This window comes from Nocardioides sp., assembly GCF_964229035.1.
Taxonomy (GTDB): Bacteria; Actinomycetota; Actinomycetes; order Propionibacteriales; family Nocardioidaceae; genus Nocardioides.
The window spans coordinates 87624-108272 of the sequence record NZ_CAXRAZ010000065.1 but is presented as its reverse complement, the minus strand read 5'-3'; the positions used below and the strand labels follow the sequence as shown (position 1 = coordinate 108272).

Genomic DNA, 20649 nt, shown 5'->3' with positions numbered 1-20649 from the left:
CGGCCGCCCCCCCCCCGCGGCGGCCCCCCGGCTGGTGCTCCGGGCCCTGGGAGCGCCAGTGGAAGACGAAGCCGCCGAGCATCATGCCGACGACGAACGCCTCGAGCGCACCCTCGCCGCTGCCGTCGCCCGCGGCGGCGGGCGCGACGAGCGGCAGCGAGGTGGCCACGGCAGCGCGGTCGACGGTGGCGCGAGCGAGGGTCGCGCCGGCGCGGCGCAGGTCGATCGGCCGGGCGTCGCCGACACCCACCAGCAGCACGAGCCGGAGCTCGGGATTGTTCGCCGACCCCGCCGGCACCGGAACCGCCGCGCAGTCGCCGACGCGGCCGGTGAGACCGTGCACCTCCGCGACGCCCAGCAGGTCGAGACCGAGCTCGTCGCCGAGCTCGGCCGCACCCGGGCCGAGCAGGACGCCGTCGTCCGCGCCGCCCGGCAGGACGGGCAGCGCGACGACGTCGACGCCCGTGATGGCGCCGGGCAGGAGGTCGCTCACCGCGAACTGCGGCGGCGAGACCTGTCCGGGCAGCACCGGCGCGGCGGGCACGGCAGGGGCGGCGGGTGAGGTCACCCGAGAACGTTCTTGAGCGCTTCGCCCAGCTCAGCAGCCTCGGTGGCGTTCAACTCGACCACGAGACGACCGCCACCCTCGAGCGGGACGCGCATCACGAGGCTGCGACCCTCCTTGGTGACCTCGAGCGGACCGTCACCGGTCCGAGGCTTCATCGCCGCCATGCGGCACCCCTCTTCCACTGCTGTGCGAGCGATCGGGGCCCTGTGCACCCGACTGCGACTCCTCATTATCTCCTATGGGGTCCGCGGCCCGCAGCCGAGACCCCTGCTCGTCCTCCGAGGCGCCGTCCCCGGCGTCGTGCCCCGGGTCACCGAGCGTCGTCTCGCGGTGGGCCGCAGCAGCCTCCATCTCCGTGGCGAGCCGGCGCAGGAGGGCGTCGACCTCCGACATCCGGTAGCCGCGCACAGCGAGCGAGAACCGCACGCGACGCAGGTCGCCGGCCGCCAGCGGGCGGTACCCGGGCACGGTGGCGTCGGGCCGGTCGTCGTAGGCGGGGGCCAGCGGCGCCCCGTGACCGGCCGCGACCATGGCGACGCCGCCCATGGCGAGGACGATGATGATGGCGAAGACCCACATCATGGCGGCGCCTCAGGAGCGATCGCGGGCGGCGACCATGAGCGCCACCGCCTCGTCGACGTCGTCGGTGAGGGTCAGCATGTCGATGTCGGACTGCTTGATGCGCGCGTCCTCGAGCATCGAGCCCTGCATCCACTCGATGAGGCCCCGCCAGTGCTCCACGCCCATCAGGACGATCGGGAACCGGGTGATCTTGAGGGTCTGGGCGAGCGTCATCGCCTCGAACATCTCGTCCAGGGTGCCGAGGCCGCCGGGCAGCACGACGTAGCCCTGGGAGTACTTCACGAACATGGTCTTGCGCACGAAGAAGTAGCGGAAGTTCAGCCCGAAGGTGACGTACTCGTTGAGGCTGGTCTCCCAGGGCAGCTCGATGCCCAGGCCGATGCTCTCGCCGCCGGCCTCCATCGCACCCTTGTTGGCGGCCTCCATGGCGCCCGGCCCGCCGCCGGTGATCACGGCGAACCCGGCGTCCACCAGCGCAGCACCCACGCGCACGCCGATGTCGTAGGCCGGGTGGGTGCTCGGGATGCGCGCGGAGCCGAAGACGGAGATGGCCGGCCCCAGCTCGGCGAGGTCGTTGAAACCCTCCACGAACTCGGCCTGGATCTTCATCACGCGCCACGGGTCGGTGTGCACCCAGCCGGAGTCGCCGCGGCTGTCGAGCAGCCGCTGGTCGGTGGTCGACCCCGCAGGGCGACCGGCGCTCGGGCGGGGTCCGGGTCCGTTGCGCTTGGTCATCGGTCCTCCTCCTCGCCGGCGGGTGCGCCGGCGGACGTCTCGTGGCTCGAGGCGGGCGCGGCAGTGAGCCACGCACGCAGCACCCGCTCGCAGTGCTCGATCTGGGCGGTCTCGACGTGCTCGTCGGCCTTGTGGGCGAAGACCGGGTCGCCGGGGCCGAAGTTGACCGCCGGGACGCCGAGGACGTCGAAGCGGGCGACGTCGGTCCACCCGAACTTCGGCGCCACCGCGCCCCCGACGGCCTCGACGAAGGCGCGGGCCGCGGGTCGGTCGAGCCCCGGGAGCGCACCGGGCGCGGAGTCGGTCAGGGTGATGTCGAAGCCCGCGAAGAACTCCTTGACGAAGGCGAGCGCCTGTGCCTCGGAGCGATCGGGGGCGAAGCGGAAGTTGACGGTCACCACGCACTCGTCGGGGACGACGTTGCCGGCCACTCCCCCGCTGATGCCGACGGCGTTGAGGCCCTCGTGGTACTCCAGGCCGTCGATCACCGGCCGGCGCGCCTGGTAGGCGTTGAGCCGCGCCAGCACCTCGGCGGCCCCGTGGATGGCGTTGACACCGCGCCACGACCGCGCGGAGTGGGCCCGCTCGCCGCGGGTGCGGACCTCGACGCGCAGCGTGCCCTGGCAGCCCGCCTCCACCCCCGCGTTGGAGGGCTCCATCAGGATCGCGAAGTCGGCCTCGAGCAGGTCCGGGTCGGACTCCGACAGCAGGCGCAGCCCGTTGGAGGTGGCGTCGATCTCCTCGGCCTCGTAGAGCACGTAGGTGACGTCGTGCACCGGCTCGGCGACGGTCGCGGCGAGCTTGAGGATGACGGCGTCGCCGCCCTTCATGTCGCAGGTGCCGAGGCCGTGGAGGATGCCCGCCTCCTCGTCGAGCCGACTCGGCAGGTTGCCGTTGACGGGCACGGTGTCGAGGTGGCCGGCGATCACCACCCGTGAGGGCCGCCCGAGCTCGGTGCGGGCGACGAGGGTGTGACCGCGACGGGTGAGGTGCAGGTGCGGGAGGGCGACGAGCGCCGCCTCGACGGCGTCCGCGATCTGTTGCTCGCCCTTGCTCACCGACTCGATGTCGACCAGCTGGCGGGTCAGCGTGACGACGTCGGCGGCCAGGTCGAGGACGGTGGCGGGCGTGGACACGGGGCAAGTCAACCAGCCGGACCCTCGCACTCCGGCGACACCCGCCGGTGGGCCGGAGGCGACCCAGGCTCCTGCCATGCGACTGCTCGGGAGACGCAGGGCCAGATCGACCCCGGAGGAGCCCACCGGCAGGCCGGCCACCGGCCCCGACGATCCTCGTACGGCCGCGGTCCGGGAGTACGCCGCCGACGCGGTCCACGGGGCGTCTCGACGCTCGACGAGATCACGGAGCGCGCCCTCCACCGGAACGGCACGACGTCGGCGCGCATCACCGTCGACGTCAGCGACTGGCGGCGTCCGCTGCCCGGCGAGTTCGGGGCCGCGGACCCCGAGCGGTCCGCTCGACGACCCGGTGGGGGCGCGAGCGGGAGATCAGGCGCGAGCCAGGCGGATGCGCGCCTCGGCACCGTCGCCGACGGTGACGACGACGTCCTCGCCGCGCCCGTCACCCTGGTCCGCGCCGACGGCGTAGGACGTCGCGAGGGTCTCGCCCGCGATGAGCGACTCGTGCGCCCGCGCCGCGGCCAGCACGGCGTCCGCGCCGTCGATGACCAGCTCGATGCGGTCGGTGACCTCGAGGCCGGCGTCGCGACGGGCCTGCTGCACCGCCCGCACGAGGTCGCGGGCCACGCCCTCCTCCGCCAGCTCGGGCGTCACCACGGTGTCGAGGACGACGAACCCGCCGCTCGGCAGCACGCCGGTGGCGAAGCCGTCGGAGGCGTCGCCCGCCACCGTCTCGAGCGTGTACTCGCCCTCCACGAGCGCGAGCCCGCCGGAGGTGACCGTGCCGTCGGCGGCGACCGACCAGTCGCCGGACTTCGAGCCCTTGATCGCCAGCTGCACGTCCTTGCCCAGGCGGGGGCCGGCCGCGCGGGCGTTGACCGTGAGGCGCTGCTCGACGCCGAAGGCCTCGGCCTCGGCCGAGTCGCTCGCCAGCAGACGCACCGCCTTGACGTTGACCTCGTCGGCGACGATCGCGGCGAACGCCTCGACGGACGCCGGATCGTCGACGACGACTGTGAGGCCGGCCAGCGGGAGTCGGTTGCGCAGGCGTCCGGCCTTGCGCAGCGCGGAGGTCGTGGAGCACACCTCGCGCACCTGGTCCATGGCGGCGACCAGGGCGTCGTCCTGCGGGAGGGCGGTGACGTCGGGCCAGTCGGTCAGGTGCACCGAGCGGCCGCCGGTGAGGCCGCGCCAGATCTCCTCGCTCACCAGCGGCAACAGGGGCGCGACCGTGCGGCACACGATGTCGAGCACCGCGTGCAGGGTCTCGAACGCCTCCGGGCGGCCCTCCCAGAAGCGCTCGCGCGCGCGCCGCACGTACCAGTTGGTGAGCACGTCGAGGAAGCCGCGCACGGTCTCGCACGCGTCGGCGATCGCGTAGTCGTCGAGCTGGACCCCCACCTGCTCGACGTACTGGCGCGTCTTGGCGAGCAGGTAGCGGTCGAGCGGGTCGCTGGAGTCGGTGCGCCCCGTCGCGTCGTACTGCTCCGCGTTGGCGTAGAGCGCGAAGAAGTACCAGGTGTTCCAGAGCGGGATCATCACCTGGCGCACGGCGTCGCGGATGCCCTGCTCGGTGACGACCAGGTTGCCGCCGCGCAGGATCGGGCTCGCCATGAGGAACCAGCGCATGGCGTCGGCGCCGTCGCGGTCGAAGACCTCCGAGACGTCGGGGTAGTTGCGCAGCGACTTCGACATCTTGTTGCCGTCGGAGCCGAGCACGATGCCGTGGCTGATGCACGAGGAGAAGGCCGGCTTGTCGAACAGCGCCGTCGCGAGGACGTGCAGCGTGTAGAACCAGCCTCGGGTCTGGCCGATGTACTCGACGATGAAGTCGGCCGGGAAGTGCTGCTCGAACCACTCCTTGCTCTCGAAGGGGTAGTGCACCTGCCCGAAGCTCATCGAGCCCGAGTCGAACCACACGTCGAGGACGTCGCTGACGCGCCGCATCGTCGAGCGCTCCCCCTCCGGCCGGGGGTCGTCGGGGTTGGGACGGGTGAGGTCGTCGACCCACGGCCGGTGCAGGTCGGGCTCGCCGGCGGCGTTGCGCGGCAGGCGCCCGAAGTCGCGCTCGATCTCCTCGAACGAGCCGTAGACGTCGACGCGCGGGTACTCCGGGTCGTCGGACTTCCACACCGGCACCGGGCTGCCCCAGAATCGGTTGCGGGTGATCGACCAGTCGCGGGCGTTGTCGACCCACTTGCCGAACTGGCCGTCGCGGATGTGGTCGGGGGTCCAGCGGATCTGCTGGTTCAGCTCGGCCATGCGCTGCTTGATCGCGGTGACCTCGACGAACCAGCTGCTGACGCCCTTGTAGATGAGGGGCTCACGGCAGCGCCAGCAGTGCGGGTAGGAGTGATCGTAGGTCTCGCGACGCACCAGCAGCGTGCCGGGCGTGACGGCTCCACCGTGATTCTTGAGGTCGTCGATGATCTGCAGGTTGGCGTCGAAGACCTGCAGGTCGGCGTACTCCACCACGGGTGCGGTGAAGCGACCGTCCTTGCCCACCGGCATCACCGGGGCGATGCCCTCGCGGTCGGTGACCTCCTTGTCGACCTCGCCGAAGGCGCCGGCGGAGTGCACCAGGCCGGTGCCGTCGGTGGTGGTGACCGCCTCGTCGGCGGCCACGACGCGGAAGGCGTTCTCGTGGCCGGCGAAGTAGCCGAAGGCCGGGGTGTAGGTCAGGCCGAGCAGGTCGGCGCCGGTGCCGCGCCACACCACCTCGGGCTCGTCGCCGAGCTCGCGGGCGTAGGCGCCCAGACGCGCCTCGGCGAACACCAGCCGGGCGTCGTCGCGGACGACGGCGACGTAGTCGATCTCGGTGCCCACCATCACGGCGAGGTTGCTCGGCAGCGTCCAGGGCGTCGTCGTCCAGATGCAGAGCTTGGCGCCCACCAGGTCGTCAGCGCGCCCGTTGCCGCCGGTGATCTCGAAGCCCACGGTGACGGCGGGGTCCTGCCGGTTCTTGTAGACGTCGTCGTCCATGCGCAGCTCGTGGTTCGACAGCGGCGTCTCGTCGTTCCAGCAGTAGGGCAGCACGCGGAAGCCCTCGTAGACCAGGCCCTTGTCGTACAGGCTCTTGAAGGCCCACAGCACCGACTCCATGAACTCGGGGTTCATGGTCTTGTAGTCGTTGTCGAAGTCGACCCAGCGGGCCTGGCGCGTGACGTAGGAGCGCCAGTCGCCGGCGTACTTGAGCACCGAGGCGCGGCAGGCGTCGTTGAACTTGTCGATGCCCATCTCGACGATCTCGTCGGTGGTCTTGATGCCGTTGAGCCGCATCGCCTCGAGCTCCGCCGGCAGGCCGTGGGTGTCCCACCCGAAGCGTCGCTCGACGCGCTTGCCGCGCATCGTCTGGTAGCGCGGCACGATGTCCTTGACGTAGCCGGTGAGCAGGTGGCCGTAGTGCGGCAGGCCGTTGGCGAAGGGCGGGCCGTCGTAGAAGACGAACTCGTTCTCGCCGGCGGCGCCGGGATCGCGCTGCTCGACGGACGCGCGGAAGGTGTCGTCCTCGGCCCAGTAGGCCAGGACCCTCTCCTCGATGGCGGGGAAGCGCGGCGAGCTGGGGACGCCCTGGGCGCCGGCGGGGTCGGTGGTGACCTTGGGATAGGCCATGGGAGTCGGTCTCCTGCTGATCGTCTGCGGCTGGTGTCGTGCCGCAGGGACGATCCGTGCGGACCGCGGTACCACCCTGCTTGCTCGTGCCGATCGCTGCCGATCGCTGCACGGGCCTCTCGTCGTGGGCTGTGACGGGCCTACCCGCCGGGTTCTACTGGGCCGGCACCGGAGCACCGACCGTTCTTCCCGGGGCTCGCCGCTGATGACGGCTCGAGCGCCTGTGCGCCAAGGGTACGGGGAGCACCGTGCACCCGCGCAACCCGGTTGCGTCAGGATGTGCGACGTGAGCGATGCGACCTTCCTCCTCGACGCCGCGGTGGCCTCCGAGCAGCGAGCCGACGGCGTCCACGTGGTGGAGCTGACGGCCGACTGGAACACCGCCAACGGCACGCCGAACGGCGGGTACGTGCTCGCGGTGCTGCAGCACGCGGTGATGGCGCACTCCGCGCATCCCGATGCCCTGACGATCGCCGTCACCTACTTCCGCCCCGCCGTGCCGGGTGAGGCGGAGGTGTCGGTGCGCGAGGTCCGGGTCGGGAGGCGGGTCTCGACCTACGACGCGGTGCTGACGCAGGGCGGGCGCGAGATCGCCCACGCCGTGGTGAGCACGCACGACTGGGAGGCCGCCGGCTCGACCGAGCACACGCCCCACGCCGCGCCGCAGGTGCCCTCGCCCGAGGAGTGCACCGACGTCGGCGCGCTCATCCCCACCGGCATGGTGCCGATCCTCGACCGCTACGCCTACCGCGCGCCCCAGGTGCCGGGCTGGCTCGCCGGCACCCCCTCGGGCGTCACCGAGTCCCTGTGCTGGATCCGGGCAGCCGACTCGCGCCCGGTCGACGCGCTGCTCGCCGGCGCGATGGTCGACGCCTTCCCTCCGGTCACGGCCGAGATCGGCCACCTCGCCTCGGCGACCATCCAGCTCACGGTGCACTACCGCCGTCGTCCGAGCACCGTGTGGGCGCTCGGCCACGTGGTCTCGCGCCACGTCATCGCGGGTTACCACGACGAGGACGTCGAGCTGTGGGACGCCGAGGGCCGGCTCATCGCGCAGGGTCGGCAGCTGGCGATCCTCGCCGAGGGCTGAGCCGCCCGCCGCTGCGGCCGCCGCGCCTCACCAGGGCGGCGCGGCGCCCCCGAACGGCAGGGCCACGAGCTGCGGGCCGGTGGTCGAGACGTCGCGCAGGATCCAGTCGTCGCGCAGCAGCAGGACGGCGGACGCGGGCCTCAGGACCAACCAGAGCCAGCGCCCCTCGGCCTCGCCCGCCAGCACCGAGCGGTCCCACTCCCCCGGCGAGGTGCTCACCGACACCGGCCACAGGCCCACCGGGCGCGCGTCGACGCGCACCCGCACCGGCGGCGACCCCTCACCGACCTCCCTGCCGGGGTCGAGGCGCGGCTGGCCGTCGCCGCCCGTGAGCCCGGCGACGCGCGCACCGAAACCCGTGCCCGGTTCCTCCACGACCACGATGACGTCGACCGGGCCGTCGAGCTGGCTGCTGCCCGACACGCAGCTCAGCGTCGCGGCGCCGTCGGCACCGGGGACCGCGACCGTGGCAGCGTCCGTGACGCTCCACCCGGGCCCGAGCGGCCACGGCAGGTAGGTGGGGCAGGTGCCGGCCCGGCGCAGGTGGTCGGCGAAGGACTCGTACGTGGTCTCGCCCGAGCGCCACAGCGGGAGCACGTCGCCGTGCTCTGGGCAGACCCACCGTCCGGCGGCCGCCTCACCCACGGGAGCGGGGCAGCGTGGGCACTCCCCCGGGCTCGTGGAGGATCCGCCTGCTGCGCTGGACGTCATGCCACCTCACTCCGTCTCGGCCACGGGTACACCGCTGCGCGGGAGCGCAGACGCGTTGCAGCAAAGGTGCTGGGCGTGGGGCGTCGCGTCAAGCAACCCGCCCTGTCGCCCACGGGACCAGGCCGCGCCGAGGGGCGGGCTCAGGAGTTCCAGCGCAGGAGCACGGGGGTCTCACGCTCGTAGCCGAGCTCGGAGATCGTGGCGGTCTCGAGGCGGAACAGCCGCCCCTCCTGGGCGGGCAGCCCCAGCCAGCGGGCGGTGAGCACCCGCAGCACGTGACCGTGCGCGAAGACGAGCACCGGGCCGGAGGCGGCGCGGATGCGCTCGACCACGCGATCGCAGCGCGCGGCCACCTCGGCCGCGGTCTCCGCGCCCTCGGTGGGATGGGTCCACAGCGACCAGTCGGGCAGCGTCTCGCGGATCTCGGCCGTGGTGCGGCCCTCGGCGCTGCCGTAGCGCCACTCGACCAGGTCGTCGAGCAGCTCGGCGTCGGGGAACCCGGCCAGCTCGGCGGTGTGGCGCGCCCGCTTCAGCGGGCTGCTCAGCACCTCCGCGAAGTCGCCGCCGGCCAGGCGCGGCGCGAGCGAGCGGGCGGTGTCCTCGCCCTCGGGCAGGAGCGGGAGGTCGGTGTCGGAGGTGTGCTGCCCGGACACGCTCCACTCGGTGGCGCCGTGGCGGACGATGACGGCGGAGGAGGCCATGGCGTCATCCTGCCAGTGCCCGGGCGCCGCCGGCTCGGCGCCTCAGCGCGCGAGGTGGGTGGCCACCGCAGCGCACAGCGCGAGGCGGGCGAGCGCCGGGTCGGCCTCGTCGCGCCCGCTGATCGCGAGCTCCTGGTCGAGCCAGAGTCCGCGCACGGCCGCCGGGAGCAGCAGCCGGACCGGTGCGGTGCGCTCGGCCGCGAGTCCGAGGCCGTCGAGCGCGCGCTCGCACCAGCGGTTCCACTGCGCGTCCCACTCCGCCAGCGCGGCGGTGGTGCGCGGGTAGTCGGCCTGCAGCTCGCGGCGGGTGCGCGGCAGGGCGCTGCGCAGGTGGTGCACCGCGATCGCGGCGGGCAGCTGCATCGCCGTCCACAGCTGCTGGACGACGGCCTCCACCCGCTCGGCGAGGTCGGCCTGGCCGGGCACCGGCAGGTGGTCGAGCCCCACCTCGGCGGCGAGCCCGTCGAGCACCGCGGCCCACAGGCCGTCGACGTCGCCGAACTGGTGCTGCACCGTGCCCCAGGTGACGCCGGCCCGCCGCACGACGGCGCTGGCGCTGGCGGCCGCGGGACCGCCGTCCACGAGGCAGCGGACCGCTTGCTCGAGCAGTGTCGCCCGGGTGCGCAGGCCCCGCCGGTTGAGCCGGGTGCCGGCCGCGCTGAGCACCGGCGGGCCAGCGGCGTCCTCGCCCCGGGCCGGGGACGACGCCCCCTCACCCGCCCCGGTGCGGTCGAGGGCGGCGCCCGTCGCCCGAGGCGGACGCCCGCTCATGCGTCCTCGCCCCGGGTCACGGCGCTCACCGTGCTCCGGGCTGGCACACGCGGCACAGGGAGAGGTGGGAGTTCTGCTCGCCCACGGGCGTCAGGTCGTCGCGATGGGTGATGAGCGCGCAGTCGCGGCGGTGCATGGTGGTGCCGGTGCCGGCGACCACGGGGATCGCGCCGACCTCGGCGCGCGGAGCAGCCGTGCCGCCACCCGACGACGCGCTGGCCTCGGCGAGCACGAGCAGGGTGTCGGCGAGGCGCTGCGAGGCGTCGCGGCCGTCGGCGGCGATGCGCGCCAGCCAGGCACCGAAGTAGAGGAACCCGCCGACGAAGGTGAGGCCCAGCCCGAGCAGGCCGCCGGAGACGAGGTAGGAGAGCTGGTCGTACTGGTAGGGCGTGTTGGCCGCGCCGTACCAGCCGAGCACGATCACGACGAGTCCGAGCGGCAGCATGATCGCGCCCGCCCAGAACAGCACCACCTGGAGCAGGGCGCCATGGTCGCCCTTGAGCGGCGCGATGCCGCTGCGGCCTCCGGAGCCGGCGCGGGGCAGGGCGCCCAGCGTGCCGGTGCGGGCGCCGCTGGCCGGACCGACGGTGAGGGAGGCGTGGTCGGGCTGCTGGATCGCGGTCATGGTTCAGGCCTTTCGGAGGTCGGGCAGGCCGCTGGCGAGGCCGTGGGAGCAGGGGGCGCCGCCACCGAGCGCCGCGACGCCCAGGCGGCGCAGCCAGGTGCCGGCGAAGGCGGCGCCGGCGAAGGCGGCCACCAGCAGCAGGGTCGGGATCGAGGCGAGCTCGGGGAGGCCAGCGCTGCGCGGGGCGGCGTCGACCAGCGAGTCGACGTCGCCGCCACCGGCGGTGGCGGCGGGCACGGCGCCCGCGGGAGCGGGCGCGCCCGGCACGGTGGTCGGCACGCCGATCGCCCCGCCGCCGCCGGCGGCGGCACCGCCCGCGGCGACCGGCGCCCCGCCCGCCGGCACGGGCGCCGGCGGTGTGGGGGCCGGGGGCGCGATGGGCGGGACGGTGTCGACCACGGCCTGGGCGTAGCCGAGGGTGATGACGATGCGCGGCGAGAGGTTCGACAGTCCCGACACGATGCCGCGCAGCGGCCCCGCCTCCGCCGGGATCAGGTCGCCGAGCACGGAGGTCGGCAGGGCCCGCAGCAGCGGGGCCAGGGTCTTCAGGTCGATGGTGATGCGGATGCCCTCCGAGGTGGACGTGCCCTGGTCGCCGGCGACCTCGCGCACCTTCTCGGGCGCCTCGATGGTCACACCGAGCTGCTGGAGCGCCGCTGCCGGAAGATCCTTGAGCCCGGGGATCGGGGTCAGCACACCCATGCTCTCGATGCCGTCGGGACCGATCGAGAACTTCTGCCCCGCGATCGCGAACGTGCCGTACTTCGTCGAACCGCCGGTCGTGGCCTTCGCTCCATCGGTGCTGGCCCGCGCCACCGTCTCGACACCGCCGAGGGTGATGAGGCCGCCCAGCAGGCGCACCTCGCCCAGCGTCGCGCGCGAGGCCGCCACGACCGGCCCCTTGGAGGCGTCCATGCGGCTCACGGCCACGTAGCCGTCGGCGTCCACGAGGGCGGCGAGCGGGTTGGCTGCGGCCGAGGACGGCGCGCCCCCCAGCCCGCCCAGCCCGCCCAGGCCGCCGAGCCCGCCGCTGAGGAGCCCGGAGAGCTGGTCGGCGAGTCCGCTGAGCGGGTTGGCCCCGCCCGGCGCGCCCTTGCCGTCGTCGTCGGCGTCGGGCCCGCGCACGGCGCCGTCGGGCGAGAAGCCCGTCTCGGCGATGGCGGTGCGGTCGCCGGCGGTGGTGCGCTGGATGGAGCCGGGGATGCGCTCGTCGGCCTGGGTGGGGGTGTCACCCGGGAACTGGGCGTTGACCTGGACGGGGTAACCGCCGTCGGTGAGCGGCGAGGGCGGGAAGCCCAGCTGCTCGGCGAAGGTCTTCAGGCCCTCGCCCACCGGGTCGCCGGGCCAGAACAGGCTCGAGCGCCCGGTGCTCTGGCCGGAATCGGCCCGCACCTTCGCGTAGCCGAGATTGAGCTCGACCTGGGCCTTGCCGGCGTCGACGGGGATCGGGATGCTCGGCTCGAAGATCTCGACCCGGATCGGGGTGGCGGTGGCCGTCGTGGTGAAGCCGCCGAAGGCCGCCCCCGAGCCGTCGGCGCCCACCGCCGGCGTGGTGGCGGTGACCACCGGCACCATCGAGGCGAGCACCCCGCCGAGCAGGGCGAGCCGCGCGCGTCGTCCACGGGGGGCGGGGCGCGGGCAGGAGCACGCGCTCATGCGGCACCGCCCAGCACGACGTCGGCCATCGTCTCGAGGATCTCCCCCGGCTCGCCGGTGGCGACCACCCGCCCTCCCGCCATCACCGCGGCGTAGTCGGCCACGCGCAGCGCGGTGCGGGCGAACTGCTCGATGCACAGGATCGTCACGCCGCTGGCGGCGATGCGGGCCACGGTGTCGTAGAGCTCGTCGACGATGAGGGGCGCCAGACCCATCGACAGCTCGTCGAGCAGCAGGAGCGCGGGGTCGGAGGCCAGGGCCCGCGACATCGCGAGCATCTGCTGCTCACCGCCCGACATCGTGCCGGCCAGCTGACGACGGCGCTCGTGCAGCCGCGGGAAGTAGGAGTAGGCGGTCTCGAGGATCGCGGAGGTCGGCACGCCGGCGTACGACATCAGCGTGAGGTTCTCCTCCACCGTGAGGTTCGGGAAGACCGAGCGGCCCTCGGGCACCGTGCACAGGCCCACCCGGGCGAGGTCGTCGGGGCGCGCCCCGCGCACGTGGACGCCGCCCAGGTGGATGTCGCCCGACGTGGGCTGCTTCTGACCGCTGATCACCTTGACCAGGGTCGACTTGCCGGCACCGTTGGGGCCGAGGAGCGCCATCACCGCCCCCTTGGGCACGGTGAGGTCGACGCCGCGCAGCACCTCGATGCGGCCGTAGGAGGCGTGGACGTCGACGACGTCGAGGATCGGGACGCTCACGGGGCCACGGCCTCCATCTGGCTGGTGTCGCTGGTCGGGTCGGTGCCGTCGGCCTGCTCGTCGGCGAAACCGAGGTAGGCGCGCTGCACCGCGGCGTCGGTGCGGATCATCGAGGGGTCACCGCTGGCGATCACGCGACCGAAGTCGAGCACGTGGATGGCGTCGCAGACTCCCATCACGAGGTCCATGTCGTGCTCGACCATCACGATCGCCACCCCGTCGTCGGCGAGCTCGCGCAGCAGCATGCCGAAGTCGTCGGTCTCGCTCTCGTCGAGACCGGACGACGGCTCGTCGAGGAGCAGCAGCCGGGGATCGCGCGCGAGCGCCCGGGCGAGCTCGAGGAGCCGCGCCACGCCGGTGGGCACGGCGTCCGCGCGCTCGTCGGCGTGCTCGGTGATGCCGACGCGGTCGAGCAGCATCTCGACGTCCGTGGTGCGCCGGCGCAACCAGGACGACGGGCCGGCGGCGATGTCGCACGCCACCCGCACGTTGTCGCGCACGGTGAGCGAGCCGAAGGCCTCGAGCCGCTGGAAGGTGCGTCCCATGCCGGCCTTGGCGCGCCGGTGCACCGGCCACGAGGTGACGTCGCGACCCTGGAGGCGCACCGCGCCCGAGGTCGGCCTCTGCAGGCCGGTGATCACGTTGAAGCAGGTGGTCTTGCCGGCCCCGTTGGGGCCGATCAGACCGGTGATGCGACCCGCCTCGGCGCTGAAGGAGGCGTGGTCGACGGCGGTGACGCCGCCGAAGCGCACCACCACGTCGTCGACCTCGAGCAGCGTCGCGTGCGGATCGGGGCGACCGCCGGTGCGCACGCCCAGGCCGATGCGGGGCAGTCGGTGGTCACCCAGGTGCAGTGCGGGTGCGGCCATCTCAGCCCACCTCCTTCACGAGCACGGTGGTGTGCACGTCGTCGTCGCGCCGGTGGGCGCCGACGGCCGGGAGCGCGGTCGGGTCGTCGACCGACCGGGCCGGGGTCGGCGAGCCGACCTCGCCGCGACCGAACGAGCGCAGACCGCCGAGCGACGGCAGCCGGGCGCCGAGTCGTTCCTCGAGTCCCGGCGCGAACCGGGCGCCCAGGCGTCGTCCGAGGGTGAAGAGGTTGTTGGCGATGCCGTTGGGGTCGCGGCCCAGCAGCACGGCACCGAAGCCCAGGACGGCGAACAGCAGGCCCGCGAGCTCGGGGGCCGAGCTCTGCCACACCGGAAGCAGCATCAGCGCCGTGCCGCCCAGCAGGGCGCCGGTGACGGAGGTGACGCCGAAGACCACCGCGAGCAGCAGCACGAGCAGCGACTGGAAGTAGAGGAAGTCGGCCGCGCCCACGGTGCCCCGCAGACCGGCGAAGAGCGCTCCGGCGAGGCCGGCCATCGCGGCGGAGGCCGAGAACAGACCCACCCGGAACCAGCGCAGGTCGAGCCCCAGCGTGCCGCAACCCGACGGGCTGTCGCGCATGGCGATCAGCAGCCGCCCCAGGGCGCCGCGGCGCAGCCACAGCAGCAGCAGGGCCATGGCGACGAAGGCGAGCACCATGAACCACACGTAGGCCGCGTCGCTGCCGATCCGCACCCCGAGCACCGAGAGTCGCTCGGTGGCCAGGGTGCCGTTGAAGCGGAAGGCGAACTCGGCCTGGAAGATCATCTTGTCCATCAGCACCGCGAAGGCGAGCGTCGACAGCGCCAGGTAGAGCCCGGTCAGCCGCAGCACCGGCAGGGCCACCAGCGCCCCCACGGCGGCGGTGATGAGCGCGGCGAGCCCGAGGCCCAGCAGGTTCGGCTCGTCGAGGCGCGCGTAGGCCAGCGCGCCGACGCCGGCGAAGGTGAACTGCGCGAGCGACACGTGGCCGCCGTAGCCGGTGAGGAGGACCAGCGACAGCATGACCATCGCGTAGGTGGCGGCGACCCCGATGAGCAGGACGTCGGCGCGCGAGACCGCGCCGATGACGACGAAGGCCCCGACCAACAGCACCGCGCCCCAGCCGACCGAGCGGCGCACCGAGGGCACGGGGGCCGCCACGATGCCCTTCACCTGGCCGATGCGCAGCTGGGCCTGCGGCATGCCGACCACGATCGCGAAGAGGAAGAGCGCGGGGATGACGGGGCGCACGGTCGACCAGAAGCCGTCGGTGGGCAGGTAGGCCACCGCGAGCGACTCGAGGACGCCGAGGCCCATGGCGCCGGCGAAGGTGAGCGGCAGGCTCTTCAGGCGGCCCAGCATCGCCGCGGCGTAGGCGTTGATCACGAGCAGGGTGAGGGCGTAGTAGTCGAGCCCGACCGCCGGGGTGAGCAGGATGCCTCCGAGCGCCGCGAGCGACATGCCGATCGCCCACGCGAGCGCGGCGGCGGTGTCGGGCCGCCCACCGAAGAAGCGCAGGAGGTCGGGGTTGTCGACCGAGGCCCGCATCGCCGTGCCGACCCGGGTGCGGTTGAGGAGCAGGTAGAGACCGCCCGCGACCGCGATCGAGCAGGCGATCGTGATGACCTGGTGGGCGGTGATGAAGGTGCTGCCGACCTGCCAGCCGGTCTCGGGGAAGAAGGGCAGGAGCACCCGCGGCTCGGGCGGCCAGATCTGCTGGGCCAGACCGATCAGACCGACGAGCAGGCCGACGGTGACCACGAGCGCCACCGACACCGGCCCCTCACCGAGGCCGCGGGTGACGAAGCGCTGGATGACGAACCCGATGGCGGGGGCGACCACGCCGAGCACGAGCAGCAGCCCGAGCGGGGTGGGGATGCCCTGACGCTGGGTGAAGTCCCAGAAAGTGAAGGCGAGCACCATGCCGAAGGCGCCGTGCGCGATGTTGAACACGCGCGTCGTGGTGTAGGTGAGCACCAGGCCGCTCGCCATGATCGCGTAGGCGGCGCCGGTGAAGAGGCCGAGCAGCGTGAACGAGAACAGCGCACTCATGTCAGCGGCCGATCCCGGTGTCGACGACGCCGGTGCACATGTAATCGCCCGGCGAGACCTGCTGCCAGCGTCCACCCTTGTACTGCGCCACCTTGAGGCACGACGGGGTGTTCGAGGTGCCGAGGTTCATCGCGGTGTGAGCGCCGTTGCCGGTCCACTTCGACGTGCCGCGCACCGCCTGCACCAGCGAGGCGCGGTTGAGCTTGCCGCCGAGCGCGAGGGCCTTCTCGACGAACAGGCGCGTGGCCGACCACGCGTAGAGCCCGTAGTAGTTGGGGATGGCGCCCGGCTTCACCTGCTGCAGGTAGCTCAGGTAGAGCTGGATCTCCTTGTTGTTCTTGTTCTCGAACAGGTCGTTGGCCGCGTAGATGTAGGAGCCCTCGGCCAGGCTGCCCGCCTGCTGCAGGTAGCGCTGGTCGTAGATCGTGGGGTCCTGCAGGAAGAAGTCGGGCTTGAAGCCCTGCTGCTGCATGGCCTGCTGCAGCTTCACGCTGTTCTGGTAGGGGCCCTGGTAGGCCACCGCCCGCACGCCCTTGGCCTTCATCTGCTGCACGTAGGGGGCGAAGTTGAACTCAGCGACGTCGATGCCCTGCAGGTAGGTGACCTTCCACCCTGCGCCCTTCTCGTAGCCGGCCGCCTGGGAGCGGGCGTTGGCCACAGCGGCGCCGGCGTTGATGTAGAGCACCGCGGCGTTCTTCACCGCCTGCGGGAACTTCTTGGCCAGGAAGCCGGAGGCGGAGGTCGGGATGAGGTTGGTGCGGATCGCGTAGGCCGCGAAACAGGTCTTGCAGGCCTGGCGCTCGGGGTTCACCGACACCGCGCGCAGGTCCGGCAGGCCGCAGTTGTTGGCGGTGGCCGCGCCGCCGCTGTCGAAGGCCGACATCGAGCCGACCGCGGCGAAGGCGCTGTCGCAGGCCTTCACGTACGCCTGCTGGTCGGCGCCGGCGTCGGCCCGGGAGTCGAGGGTGGTCAGCTGCAGCTTGCGCCCGCAGATGCTGCTCGTCGCGTTGAAGTACTCCACGTACGCGCGCGCCGCCTGCTGCGTGGCCTCGAAGATGCCGGGCACCGGGCCGGAGATGTCGGCGACGTTCGCGAGCGTGATCGTCTTGTCGGTGATGCCCTTCTGGTTGGCGAAGCCAGCGCACGAACCCGCCTTGACGCCGCCGGTGGCCGAGGTCGCACCCTTCCCACCCGAGGACGACGCGGGGGCCGCGCCGCCCGCCGAGCCACCCGCTGCCCCGCTGCCGCCGGACGCCCCACCGCCACCGGCCGCGGCGCCATCGCCTGCGGCACCTCCGGCACCGGCGTCCGCGCCGGCCGCGGACGGGTCGGCCACGGCGCCGCCGTCGGCGACTCCTCCCACGGCACCCCCCTGGCCCTCGGCCCCGCCGACGAGCGAGGTGCCGTTGGCCCGGGACACGGTGCCGGGGTCGAGCTGCGAGCCGCAGGCCGCGAGCGAGAGCGCGAGGAGCGAGACCGCCGCCACCCGTGCCGCGCGCACCCGGACGGTGCGAGCGGCCCGCGCGGAGCGGGGACGGACGGCGGGCGCAGGACGGGCGAGACGCACGACGGACAAGTCGATTCCCTTCGGGAGCAGCCGGGAGTCTCGATGAGACCTCTATGACTCTAACGGCATGATGTGACCGGGGTCACGCATTGCCGAGAACAAAACTGGAACAAGTTTCAGTTCTGCGCAAGGGGGAACCTGCCTCGTGCTCCGCACGTCGGAGCATCATGAGTGATGTGCCGACCCCCCGCCCCGACCGAGCCCGCTCCTCCCTCGCCCGCAGGCTCCCGCTCGCCGCGGCGACCCTCGCCTGCCTGGCCGCGCTGGCCGGCCTGGCCGGCTGCGGCAGCGGCGACACCGATAGGGCGGCCCGCGACACCGCGGGCACCGCCGGCGACACGACCGAGGACACGCCGAGCGCACCGTCGTCCACGGGCGGTGGATCGCCGACGGGCGCCCCGACGAGCGTGGCTCCCGGGGCCACCTACCCGGCCTTCGCCCCGCGCGACTACGACTACGTGCTCGGCCTGCAGTGCTACTGCCCGGTGCTCGGCTCGGTCAGCATCCGGGTGCGCGACGGCGAGGTGGCGGCGGCTCGCCTCGTCGACCTTCCCGACACCGGGCAGAGCATCGACCCCGACGTCGTCCCCGAGGTCGCCCGGTTGACCATCCAGGACGTCATCGACCGCGCCAACGAGCAGGCGGCCAAGGGCACGCCGAAGGACGGCCGGGTGACGGTGGCCTGGCCCGACAGCAGCGTCGCGCCGACCTCGGTGTCGATCGACCCGGTGCGCTACGCCACCGACGACGAGATCACCTACACGATCAGCAAGGTCGTCGTGCGCTGACGCGGCCCAGCGGCCCAGCTGCTCAGCGGGGCACGAACGCCCAGTAGTCGAGGTCGAGCAGCACACCGTCGGCGTACTTGCCGTCGTCGCCGCGCAGGGTCATCGACTCGTCGCGACCCTTGCGGGCCACGAGGCGCAGGCGGAGCGCGCCCACGCCCGGCGCCGCCGTCTCGGCCTTGTCGAGCACCTCCGACCAGGCATACACCGTGTCGCCGGCGAAGGCGGGCGAGGTGTGGGCGCCCGCGTTGATGGCCGCGATCAGCTGGGCGTTGGCCAGCCCGTTGAACGACAGCGCCCGCGCCATCGAGATGACGTGGCCGCCGTAGATGAGGCGGTTGCCGTCGGGGCGGGCCTCGGTGTTGAAGTGCACCTTCGCGGTGTTCTGCCACAGCCGCGTGGCCTGCTGGTGCTCGGAGTCGGTGAGGGTGACGCCGTCCACGTGGTCGATGCGCTCGCCGACCTCGTAGTCGTCGAAGCGGTGCGGCTCGCCGGCCGCAGCGAAGTCGTAGGCGCTGAAGTCCAGACCCTCGGGCACCACCAGGTCGTCGGCGGAGACCGCCGGCGCCAGATCGGGGACGACGGTCTCGGGCGCCGGCGCGTCGGGGTCGCGCTTGTGCACCATCACCCAGCGCGCCCAGTCGAGGGCGACCTCGCCGCGCTGGTTGGTGGCCGTGGAGCGCACGTAGACCACGCCGCTGCGCCCGTTGGAGTTCTGCTTGAGCCCGATGACCTCCGAGCTCGTGCGCAGCGTGTCGCCGGGCACGACGGGACGGTGGAACCGGCACTCCGCGTAGCCGAGGTTGGCCACCGCGTTGAGCGAGACGTCGGGCACGGTCTTGCCGAAGGCGATGTGGAAGGCGATCAGCTCCTCCACCGGGTGCGGGTCGAGCCCGACGGAGGCCGCGAACACCGCGGACGACGGCACCGCGAAGCGCGTGGGGTAGAGCGATCCGTAGACGGCCCGGTCGCCCTCGGTGACGGTGCGCGGCGTGGCGTGCTCGATCACCTGGCCCAGCGCGAAGTCCTCGAAGAAGTTGCCCGGGTTCGTCTTGCTCATGGCCACGATTGTGCCGCGGCGCGGTCGCCGGGCCGCGCGAGGTCCGGCTGGAGAGAACCGGCCCGTGAGGAGCCGAGCGCCTGCGTCCGGCCATACCGGCCGAACGGGCCCGCCCCGGCGGTTAGACTTCTCGGACCGGCTGTGAGGGAGCGCACAGCATCGATCGGGCGCGACGGGAGCGAGCGTGGACGAGGGCGGGCGGACGCCGCACGACGACGACCTGCCGGGCGACCCCGGACCCACGCCATCGGCCCCTGCTGACACGCCGCGTCGTCGCCTGAGCGCTCGCAGCGGCGTCCTCGAAGCCCTCATCGGCATCCCCGTGCTGGCCGCGCTGGTCGTCGTCGCCGTCACCGCCGGGCAGAGCCCCACGGTCCCCGCGGCGGCCCCCGCTCCCCCGGCCGCGGTGTCGCCGGCGCTCACCCCGGCACCGGGTGCCGCGGCCACCGACGGTCCGAGCACCGACGTGGCCGGCCAGGTGGGCGACGGCGGCCTCGTCGCCGGTCGCGCGCGCCAGCAGGCCTCCACCCCGGCCGAGATCGCACGCGAGCTCGCGCCGAAGGGCTTGGTGCTCGTCGACGCCCCGCCCACCAGCGTCGACCTCTCCTTCAAGGTGGCCTCCTTCAACGTGCTCGGCGCGAGCCACACGAGCGGGCCGCGCAAGCGTCGCGGCTACCCGGGCGCCCTGCAGCGGCTCCCCGGCCAGATCCAGGCGCTGCAGCAATACGGCATCAGCGTCGCGGGCATGCAGGAGTTCCAGGTGCCGCAGGTGCGCGCCTTCGAGCGTGCGGTGGGCGGCAGCTGGGACATCTTCCCCGGCGACACGATGGGTCCGCTGCTCGCCGACAACTCGATCATCTGGCGCAGCGACGTGTGGGAACTGGTCGACAAGCGCGTCACCGACATCCCCTACTTCGGCGGACGCCCGCGAGGCATGCCGCAGGTGCTGCTGCGCCACCGCACCACCGGGCACCGCATCTGGATCGGCAGCTTCCACAACCCGGCCGACGTCCACGGCCCGGCCGCGCGCTTCCGCGCGCAGGCACTCGCGATCGAGGCCCGTCTGGCGCGCGAGCTCGGCGCCGACGGCACACCGGTCATCTTCACCGGCGACATGAACGACCGCGCCGAGTTCGGGTGCCCCTTCACCGCGCAGAGCGGCATGGTCTCCGCCGACGGCACCCGCACGGAGAACGGCCGCTGCATCCTCCCCCGGCGGGTCTGGATCGACTGGATCCTCGGCTCGAAGGGCGTCACCCTCAGCGACTACGTGGCCGACTACGGCATCCGCGACCGCCGGTTGAGCGACCACCCGATCATCGTCTCCACCGCCACGCTGCCGGCCCCCAAGACCGCCAGCAAGTGCCAGATCCGCCCCTCCACCAAGGGGTCGATCTGGTTCTGCCCGCGCCAGCGCGCGAGCTGACGGGGCGTCGCGGCGG

General features: G+C 73.3%; 19 protein-coding genes. 3 read left to right on the top strand and 16 right to left on the bottom strand.

Annotated features, from left to right (window positions below; all coding sequences use genetic code 11):
* The 6 genes from ACERUN_RS19045 to ileS all read right to left on the bottom strand — a co-directional run.
* Positions 1-568 (bottom strand): M17 family peptidase N-terminal domain-containing protein (locus tag ACERUN_RS19045; protein WP_370291686.1); only part of this gene is annotated, 568 nt, incomplete at its 3' end.
* On the bottom strand, positions 565-732 hold the full coding sequence (locus tag ACERUN_RS19040) for a DUF3117 domain-containing protein (protein ID WP_370291685.1): 168 nt from the start codon (positions 730-732) through the stop codon (positions 565-567). The genes ACERUN_RS19045 and ACERUN_RS19040, both read right to left, overlap by 4 nt.
* Positions 704-1150 carry a DivIVA domain-containing protein gene (locus ACERUN_RS19035; protein WP_370291684.1) on the bottom strand — a complete coding sequence of 149 codons (447 nt, stop codon included), beginning with the start codon at positions 1148-1150 and terminating at the stop codon, positions 704-706. Before ACERUN_RS19035 ends, ACERUN_RS19040 begins: the two co-directional genes overlap by 29 nt.
* Positions 1151-1159: 9 nt before the next feature.
* Positions 1160-1885 carry a TIGR00730 family Rossman fold protein gene (locus ACERUN_RS19030; protein WP_370291683.1) on the bottom strand — a complete coding sequence of 242 codons (726 nt, stop codon included), beginning with the start codon at positions 1883-1885 and terminating at the stop codon, positions 1160-1162.
* Positions 1882-3021, bottom strand: a complete 1140-nt coding sequence (dapE, locus tag ACERUN_RS19025) for a succinyl-diaminopimelate desuccinylase (RefSeq protein ID WP_370291682.1) — start codon at positions 3019-3021, stop codon at positions 1882-1884. Before dapE ends, ACERUN_RS19030 begins: the two co-directional genes overlap by 4 nt.
* 372 nt (positions 3022-3393) lie before the next feature.
* Complete coding sequence (gene ileS, locus ACERUN_RS19020; protein WP_370291681.1) at positions 3394-6636, bottom strand: isoleucine--tRNA ligase; 3243 nt, start codon at positions 6634-6636, stop codon at positions 3394-3396.
* 286 nt (positions 6637-6922) lie between these two features.
* Here ileS and ACERUN_RS19015 point away from each other — a divergent pair, with 286 nt between their 5' ends.
* Positions 6923-7726 (top strand): thioesterase family protein, encoded by an 804-nt coding sequence (locus tag ACERUN_RS19015; protein WP_370291680.1) that lies wholly within the window; start codon positions 6923-6925, stop codon positions 7724-7726.
* Positions 7727-7753: 27 nt separating this feature from the next.
* On the opposite strand, the gene ACERUN_RS19010 is transcribed toward ACERUN_RS19015, so the two are convergent.
* From ACERUN_RS19010 to ACERUN_RS18970, 9 genes are all read right to left on the bottom strand, one after another.
* Complete coding sequence (locus ACERUN_RS19010) at positions 7754-8437, bottom strand: DUF6758 family protein (protein WP_370291679.1); 684 nt, start codon at positions 8435-8437, stop codon at positions 7754-7756.
* Positions 8438-8577: 140 nt separating this feature from the next.
* Positions 8578-9138, bottom strand: a complete 561-nt coding sequence (locus ACERUN_RS19005; protein WP_370291678.1) for a histidine phosphatase family protein — start codon at positions 9136-9138, stop codon at positions 8578-8580.
* Between the two features lie 42 nt (positions 9139-9180).
* Positions 9181-9909, bottom strand: coding sequence for a TetR/AcrR family transcriptional regulator (locus ACERUN_RS19000; protein WP_370291677.1), 729 nt, complete (start codon positions 9907-9909; stop codon positions 9181-9183).
* 25 nt (positions 9910-9934) lie between these two features.
* The gene (locus ACERUN_RS18995) at positions 9935-10534 is read right to left on the bottom strand and encodes a hypothetical protein (RefSeq protein WP_370291676.1); all 600 of its coding nucleotides are present in this window, start codon (positions 10532-10534) and stop codon (positions 9935-9937) included.
* 3 nt (positions 10535-10537) lie between these two features.
* Positions 10538-12190, bottom strand: coding sequence for a choice-of-anchor P family protein (locus ACERUN_RS18990; protein WP_370291675.1), 1653 nt, complete (start codon positions 12188-12190; stop codon positions 10538-10540).
* Positions 12187-12894, bottom strand: a complete 708-nt coding sequence (locus tag ACERUN_RS18985) for an ABC transporter ATP-binding protein (RefSeq protein ID WP_370291674.1) — start codon at positions 12892-12894, stop codon at positions 12187-12189. Before ACERUN_RS18985 ends, ACERUN_RS18990 begins: the two co-directional genes overlap by 4 nt.
* Positions 12891-13763, bottom strand: a complete 873-nt coding sequence (locus ACERUN_RS18980; RefSeq protein ID WP_370291673.1) for an ABC transporter ATP-binding protein — start codon at positions 13761-13763, stop codon at positions 12891-12893. The genes ACERUN_RS18985 and ACERUN_RS18980 overlap by 4 nt, the downstream gene beginning before the upstream one ends.
* 1 nt (position 13764) lies before the next feature.
* Entirely contained in the window at positions 13765-15795 is a 2031-nt protein-coding gene (locus tag ACERUN_RS18975; RefSeq protein WP_370291672.1) for an ABC transporter permease, read from the bottom strand.
* A 1-nt stretch (position 15796) separates the two neighbouring features.
* Entirely contained in the window at positions 15797-17362 is a 1566-nt protein-coding gene (locus ACERUN_RS18970; protein WP_370291692.1) for an ABC transporter substrate-binding protein, read from the bottom strand.
* 176 nt (positions 17363-17538) lie between these two features.
* Between ACERUN_RS18970 and ACERUN_RS18965 the strand changes: the two genes are divergently transcribed.
* Complete coding sequence (locus ACERUN_RS18965; RefSeq protein ID WP_370291671.1) at positions 17539-18150, top strand: DUF6174 domain-containing protein; 612 nt, start codon at positions 17539-17541, stop codon at positions 18148-18150.
* Positions 18151-18172: 22 nt separating this feature from the next.
* On the opposite strand, the gene ACERUN_RS18960 is transcribed toward ACERUN_RS18965, so the two are convergent.
* Positions 18173-19207 carry a MaoC family dehydratase gene (locus ACERUN_RS18960; RefSeq protein WP_370291670.1) on the bottom strand — a complete coding sequence of 345 codons (1035 nt, stop codon included), beginning with the start codon at positions 19205-19207 and terminating at the stop codon, positions 18173-18175.
* Between the two features lie 184 nt (positions 19208-19391).
* On the opposite strand from ACERUN_RS18960, the gene ACERUN_RS18955 reads away from it, so the two are divergent.
* Positions 19392-20633, top strand: coding sequence for an endonuclease/exonuclease/phosphatase family protein (locus ACERUN_RS18955; protein ID WP_370291669.1), 1242 nt, complete (start codon positions 19392-19394; stop codon positions 20631-20633).
* Positions 20634-20649 lie beyond the last annotated feature (16 nt).

Coding starts and splice junctions, on each gene's coding strand:
- ACERUN_RS19040 (WP_370291685.1), bottom strand. CDS start 732: ATGGCGGCGATGAAGCCTCGGACCGGTGACGGTCCGCTCGAGGTCACC.
- ACERUN_RS19035 (WP_370291684.1), bottom strand. CDS start 1,150: ATGATGTGGGTCTTCGCCATCATCATCGTCCTCGCCATGGGCGGCGTC.
- ACERUN_RS19030 (WP_370291683.1), bottom strand. CDS start 1,885: ATGACCAAGCGCAACGGACCCGGACCCCGCCCGAGCGCCGGTCGCCCT.
- ileS (WP_370291681.1), bottom strand. CDS start 6,636: ATGGCCTATCCCAAGGTCACCACCGACCCCGCCGGCGCCCAGGGCGTC.
- ACERUN_RS19010 (WP_370291679.1), bottom strand. CDS start 8,437: ATGACGTCCAGCGCAGCAGGCGGATCCTCCACGAGCCCGGGGGAGTGC.
- ACERUN_RS19005 (WP_370291678.1), bottom strand. CDS start 9,138: ATGGCCTCCTCCGCCGTCATCGTCCGCCACGGCGCCACCGAGTGGAGC.
- ACERUN_RS19000 (WP_370291677.1), bottom strand. CDS start 9,909: ATGAGCGGGCGTCCGCCTCGGGCGACGGGCGCCGCCCTCGACCGCACC.
- ACERUN_RS18995 (WP_370291676.1), bottom strand. CDS start 10,534: ATGACCGCGATCCAGCAGCCCGACCACGCCTCCCTCACCGTCGGTCCG.
- ACERUN_RS18990 (WP_370291675.1), bottom strand. CDS start 12,190: ATGAGCGCGTGCTCCTGCCCGCGCCCCGCCCCCCGTGGACGACGCGCG.
- ACERUN_RS18980 (WP_370291673.1), bottom strand. CDS start 13,763: ATGGCCGCACCCGCACTGCACCTGGGTGACCACCGACTGCCCCGCATC.
- ACERUN_RS18975 (WP_370291672.1), bottom strand. CDS start 15,795: ATGAGTGCGCTGTTCTCGTTCACGCTGCTCGGCCTCTTCACCGGCGCC.
- ACERUN_RS18960 (WP_370291670.1), bottom strand. CDS start 19,207: ATGAGCAAGACGAACCCGGGCAACTTCTTCGAGGACTTCGCGCTGGGC.